Raw genomic sequence first — 5,750 nt, forward strand, 5'->3', positions numbered from 1 at the left:
GCAGGGCGGGCAGGATTCGAACCTGCATCTTCCGGTTTTAAGTGGCCACTCCCGGCACGCTACCTGTTTGCGCCACCGCCCCGCAAAACTTTCATAATCCCGGGACCTGGCCGGCCATCCCGGTGCAATCATTATTCATAGATCATACATTTGGCGGGCAGGGTTTGAACCTGCATGGTGGGCCGTTATCTTCTTAGGCCTCCCTCATCCAGATTGCAGTCTGGAACCCACCGGACCGGGCTAGCCCTTTACATCTGCAAATGTGCGTCTCTCTTCCGCCACCGCCATTATTTATCTATTCATGAGTGGCCCCATCCTCTGCGCTTCCGACCAGTTGCCCCCGAAGGACATCCCCTGCTTCATCGTCCGGGGCCTATGTGGGTTCAAGATATCATTGCAAACATGTTCTGCTGCGCTCGTTCACCTTCGATATAAAGCTCAACTTCCTTGCAAAGTTCCTCAAGGGCTTCTATGCAGTCGCCTGACAACAATTGCATTTCGTCCGGTGGAGCATACTCGGAGTAAGAATCACTGGCTTTATAAGGAGTATTTAAATTAAGTTTCGAATAAGAGTTTTTTAACTCCATCTGACCAATGATTGTTGCTCCCATGACTTCATTTTCGCCGCCATAGCTAAAAGTGACGCCTCGGACATCTATCCTTGACAAGTAATCTTCGGGCAGTTCACACATTTTAATTACATGCGGCGCAAGTGCTCTCAGTGCAGCGTATAATTCCGGGCGTGGTTCCTCGGAACAGGTAAAGGAATATTCGTCCCAACCTATTTTGCTCCGTTTCTCGTAAACCACTTGTATCTTCTTTTCCGAGGTAATTTTTATTTTTTTTAATTCTCAAGGCCATAGCCTCCTCTCATAAAATGTCAGTGGGCGTCAGGATTCGAACCTGTATGACGTTTCCACCAGGAATTTATTTGCCGCAACGGTTTCCACCCGGGATTTGTTTCGTCTGCGTGTTCCCACCACGCTGCCGCCCACGATTAAGCTACAAACACCATCTTTCCTGTAAGCTCCTGTATCTCCCGTTTAAACCTGGCCGCATCGCTATTGCCATCACTCAAGTGCAGCAACCATATCTCCTGCACCTTTGATAGATCATTAACTTTCAGAAATTCCTTTACCGTCTCAAGGCTCATATGACTGCGAAGGATGCGCTTTTTCATCTCTGGCGGTAGTGTACCGGTTTCCACCTTGTCATTCATTATGTCCAGAGCATAATTACATTCGACCATGACATGGGTTAATCCCAGAAATCGGTACCTGCAATAATAACTGTCGGTGATGTATACCAGCTTATCCCCTGCACGGTTTGCCAGCAGATAGCCCAACGGTTCTGCAGCATCGTGTTGTACATTGAAGGGATATATGACCCAGGTACCAATATAAAACTTTTGCTTCGCCTTAATGATATGTGCCCGGTGGCCGGTTATTCCGAGAGCTTCCGCTGTGCCCTGGCTCATATAGCAGTCTATTCCAGTCTTCATAATATCCTGAACCGCTTTGCAATGGTCCTTATGCTCATGGGTCACCAATGCCGCTGCTATTTCGATGGTGCGAAACCTCAACCCTTTCTGTATCTCTTTCCTGCTTATCCCGCATTCCAAGAGCAAGGGGGTGCTTCCGTCGGTCACCCTGTAGCAGTTCCCCTTGCTACCGGATGCGAGGGGAAGTATCTCAATCAAAATCCGGGTCCCCCGGTGTCGGTCATATTCATTTGCATGGCTTCTATGGATTGCTTGTCCTGTTTTGGCCCAGGCTTATTCTCTTGCTTCGGTTCCGGATCGCCTTCTTTTCTTCTTGTGTTCGCATCCGAAGGCGGAGCGTCTTCCGCATCGGACACCTCATATTCAACGTCAATTGCCTCGCTGTTCGCGTTTTGGCGGATTTCTTCTTCTACCTCAAACTCGGCCATCTTCATCTCCATCTCTTTGGTCCTGAGGTAAGCATCGTCTATCTTTGTGCTGTCGATGGTAATATCGTTGTAGGCGGCACGGTACATGGTTTTCCAACACATTTTCTCGAACCAGCCTTCAACCTTTTCTTTGCCTATTTTTTTACCGTCCTCCCAAACGTCTTTTTCACCGCCCCAAAATTCGGGTGCGGCATGTTTGGGCTTGCGCTTTAGAATTTCCTCAAGGTTAAATACTACTGTTTTGTTTTTCTCGGGGTTTTGCGAATACGAGTGATAGTAGAAGCCCCCGACTATTTCCCCACGGTCAAAAGGATTTTCGATTTCAAACACATAGCTTTCATAGGGGTTGTTTTTGTCCTTTTTGATAGGCTTGAATTTATCGCTTTTATACACCAGTTCAACAACAACGACATCCGGTACATCAATGCCATACTTCTTTGCTTTAAGCTCAATGCCCCTGTAGCCTTCTATAAAACCGATGTCGTACTTGTTGGTGGTGTTGTTTTTGTACGGTATGGGATTAATATGATTTTTCTGTAAAGGGTCAAGCCCCATCCGGGCATAAGCCACCACGTTTATAGCTAAATCCCGCATATTGACGTTTTCCCATACCACAGGTAATTTGTCCCTATATTTCTCGCTTTTCTTCTGCCTGTTTATTTCCGAAGTTTTTAGTGCTTCATCAATAGCTATAAAGTAATTCTGGGCTAAACGCCTTTGGGCATCGGTTAATGCAATTTCACCAACTCCACTGCCGAATTCTTTAATAACCATCTGCGTAAAGCGTTCGCTTGCTGTTGGTTTTGTTTCACCCTTCAACTGTTCTTGAGTTACAACTTGGTTTTTTGCCATTATTTCTCGACCTCCACTCTCAATTTTTTATCCGGTTCGCTCACAATAAGCCTTATCATCTGTCCCCTGGTTTTTATTAGCTGGGTCACTGCCTCGGCGTTGTCTACGAATATTGGAGGTGCAAACCCGTAATGCTCAGACAGGGTGTTAATGATGTCGAGGCCCACGTTAATGCGTGCTGCATTGTTCAGACCAGAAGAATACGGTACCCCACCGTAAAGCGTCTCACAGCACTCGTTTACGCCACCGTTAACCTGTACCTCAAACAGTTTGAACCTCGCCATCTGGAACCGACTGTTTATTCTGTCCTCCAAAAGCCTTACCTTTGCCCGAATGAATTCTTCGGTGAGATATATTTGTCTCTCCAAATCCTCGTATTCTGCCGCTAGCTTACGTTCCTCGGCCTTCAATTCCTCAATGCGTTTCAGGCCGTTTTTGTGTGCCTGCAGCCTTGCCGCTGCCTGCTCAAGCGCCGCGATGGCATCGGTGGTGCTATCAATTTCCTTCTGCACTGCAGCGATCGCAAGACTACTGTCAGCATCAAGTTTGCGAATTTCGTCCTGCAGGTCACGGTGCTTTGCGTTCAACTGATAGTATTCAACTGTTGACTCAACTGGCTCCGCACCCTGCATGATGGCTTCAATCTCTGCTTTTAGTGCAGCTTCTTTTTTCTCCATGTCAGCCAGATCCGCTTTTGCCTTCTCTAGATCACGCCGCACATATGCAAGGTTTTCCTCCATCGCCGTTTTCATATCCTTGAGCTTATTTCCTTCTGCTCTAATGGCTTCTAACTTTTCAGCTTTAGCTTTGTTGAATTGTGCCAACGCCTTATCTCTGGCCGCCTGAAGCCGTTCCTGTGGCAAAGGCTGACCACATGTCGGGCAAGTTTCGCTCTGTTCATACTCGAAAACCTTGCTGTTTTCTACATACCAGCCTTTGCGGAGAGTTTCCATTTTTTCTTCAAGAAACTTAATTTCCATTTCATTGTGCTGAATAGCGCGGTTTCGGGCGTCATTTTCAACTTTTAACTTGTTGATTTCGTTTTGTATCTTTATGAGCTCATTACTTTTTCCTGCTATTTTTTCATTTAGCGTTGCTCGGTGCTTGTTTTTCAGGTCCAGAATCTGACCCTCAATCAATCTGAGTTCCTTTGTCTTTTCTGCGACTGCCCCGCCTGCCCTTACCTGTGCAAGTTCCTCTTGCTTTGCCCGTAGCTCTTCCCGGAGCTTGGCAATATCTTGCGGTAGTTCCTTTTCGTTTGCAATGTCGCTGATATCCGGCAAGCTCCGCTTGACTTCATCAATCCGTACCGGGATTTTCTCAAGCTCCCGGTTTATCTCCGTCCTGCGCGCCTGGATGACTTTCCGGTGCTGTTCTATGGTCCGGTTCCCGAGGATTTCAGCCAGTTTGCCCAACTCGGCCTTGCTAGCGATGACTTCTGCATCTGATACGTCACCGCACACCTGCAGGAGTAGCTCCCTGCGCTTCTGCCAGTGAAGCTGTTCGTTGAAATATAACGGACTGGTTAGAAGCTTGAATATTGCTTCGTCCGCTATTTCGGAAATGTAAGCATCATATTCTTTTTTTTGCACAGGCACGCCATCCAGAAAATAGTCTGTCGTGTGTCCCGTGACCTCCGGCTTAACGCTGCCCCTCTTCTTGGTCCACTTTTCAGCATAGACCTTACGAAGGACTAACGTTTTACCATTGATTTCGAAAACCCCTTCCACCGCATGGTCAAGGCCCGGGATCACTTGGTTGTTTTCATCAAGTGTTTTAATTGCAAAATCAGACTTGCCCTGGCTGTCTTTACCAAAGAGCAACCAAAGAAAAGCATTAAACAGTGTTGTCTTGCCTGTCCCGTTGTCACCCAAAATATTAATGTCCTCGCCATTGGGTTCAATTGTATAGTCTTTTATGCCTTGAAAAAAATGGAGTGATAGTTTTAATAGCCTCATAAATTTATCTCCTTCCATCCCTTTTCTTTAGCTAAGGCGTTTAAATCACTTTGTGCTTCATCGAAGGAATCTTTCCATGGTACCGCTCTAAGACAGTGCCATCCACTGGCGCCGTGCTTATCTGGTTTCTGGTATCGAGCTTTGAAGGCATTACCTCCTATGCCAGCCATAACCTTATACTTCCAGCCACCTTAACAAAACGGCATTCCGTTGGCTCTGGATGTAGCGTTTCTTTTATCCCCGGACATATTTTGCTGTTTTTTTCAATGTTAGGGCAAGGAACAAACTTCTCCTTTTCTACGAGTTCCACCTCAGGCATGGTATATACACCACAACAGCCTCTTATAGCCAACAAGCCGTGCTTGCTTATCGCATCAACTCTGCCGGTTCGTCCGTTGGCCTTAATTCGAACCGTGTCCCCTACACTGATGTTGCCTATGCTGTCTCGTAAACCCATAGCCTCACGCAGTGTTTTGCTCATCCGACATCCTCCCTTCCACATAGCTCCTCATTCCTCTTACTGCCACACACAGTTCAAGTTGAAAGCAATTACTACAATCAGCATGACACTGTCAGCATCTGTCATACTTGAACCCCCTTTCCTTTTAATCAAAACTCGTTATCCCATCAAAGACCCGACTTCTAAAGTGTGCTGGTATACATTTCTTTAGTCCCCGTAGTAGCGATGGCCTTAGTACTGCGTCCTCTTTGTCGTATTCAAGGGCTTTTGCTTTGCAACACTGTATGAATGCCTCATTGTACGGTTCGTCGCTTCTCTCCCTGTCCGCATGTTCGCGGAACGTTTCGAATGGTGCCATTGTAATCATAGTGTCCCGTCCTTTCGCTTATATAACAATCCCGCTATCGCAATAAACTTAATGATTTCCAACCGTACCCCCCTAACCTGAAAATATTACCGCCAGAGCAGCTCCGGCCATCTCGTATATTTCCTTGGTGAAGGTGCTGATATCCCAACCACCTTGTTCCGTAGGATCTCATCATTGCGCATAC

The 5,750-nt window shown here is 46.8% G+C and carries 6 protein-coding genes and 1 tRNA gene; all 7 read right to left on the minus strand.

What is annotated here, in order from left to right:
• Position 1: 1 nt before the first annotated feature.
• Positions 2-82 (minus strand) — tRNA-OTHER (locus HPY74_19310).
• Between the two features lie 301 nt (positions 83-383).
• The gene (locus HPY74_19315) at positions 384-809 is read right to left on the minus strand and encodes a hypothetical protein (protein ID NSW92759.1); all 426 of its coding nucleotides are present in this window, start codon (positions 807-809) and stop codon (positions 384-386) included.
• 188 nt (positions 810-997) lie between these two features.
• Positions 998-1,699, minus strand: a complete 702-nt coding sequence (locus HPY74_19320) for an MBL fold metallo-hydrolase (protein ID NSW92760.1) — start codon at positions 1,697-1,699, stop codon at positions 998-1,000.
• Positions 1,696-2,781, minus strand: coding sequence for a recombinational DNA repair protein (RecE pathway) (locus HPY74_19325; GenBank protein NSW92761.1), 1,086 nt, complete (start codon positions 2,779-2,781; stop codon positions 1,696-1,698). The genes HPY74_19320 and HPY74_19325 overlap by 4 nt, the downstream gene beginning before the upstream one ends.
• Positions 2,781-4,739, minus strand: a complete 1,959-nt coding sequence (locus HPY74_19330; protein ID NSW92762.1) for an AAA family ATPase — start codon at positions 4,737-4,739, stop codon at positions 2,781-2,783. Before HPY74_19330 ends, HPY74_19325 begins: the two co-directional genes overlap by 1 nt.
• Complete coding sequence (locus tag HPY74_19335; protein ID NSW92763.1) at positions 4,736-4,909, minus strand: hypothetical protein; 174 nt, start codon at positions 4,907-4,909, stop codon at positions 4,736-4,738. Before HPY74_19335 ends, HPY74_19330 begins: the two co-directional genes overlap by 4 nt.
• A complete protein-coding gene (locus HPY74_19340) occupies positions 4,897-5,220 on the minus strand; it encodes a hypothetical protein (GenBank protein ID NSW92764.1) in 324 nt (107 codons plus the stop codon). Before HPY74_19340 ends, HPY74_19335 begins: the two co-directional genes overlap by 13 nt.
• Positions 5,221-5,750: the final 530 nt, after the last annotated feature.

This window comes from Bacillota bacterium (genome assembly GCA_013314855.1).
GTDB lineage: Bacteria > Bacillota > Clostridia > Acetivibrionales > DUMC01 > Ch48.

What these genes read in the sequence shown, in the direction of transcription:
- HPY74_19340 (NSW92764.1), bottom strand. Translation starts at nt 5,220, where the DNA reads ATGAGCAAAACACTGCGTGAGGCTATGGGTTTACGAGACAGCATAGGC.
- HPY74_19325 (NSW92761.1), bottom strand. Translation starts at nt 2,781, where the DNA reads ATGGCAAAAAACCAAGTTGTAACTCAAGAACAGTTGAAGGGTGAAACA.
- HPY74_19330 (NSW92762.1), bottom strand. Translation starts at nt 4,739, where the DNA reads ATGAGGCTATTAAAACTATCACTCCATTTTTTTCAAGGCATAAAAGAC.
- HPY74_19335 (NSW92763.1), bottom strand. Translation starts at nt 4,909, where the DNA reads ATGGCTGGCATAGGAGGTAATGCCTTCAAAGCTCGATACCAGAAACCA.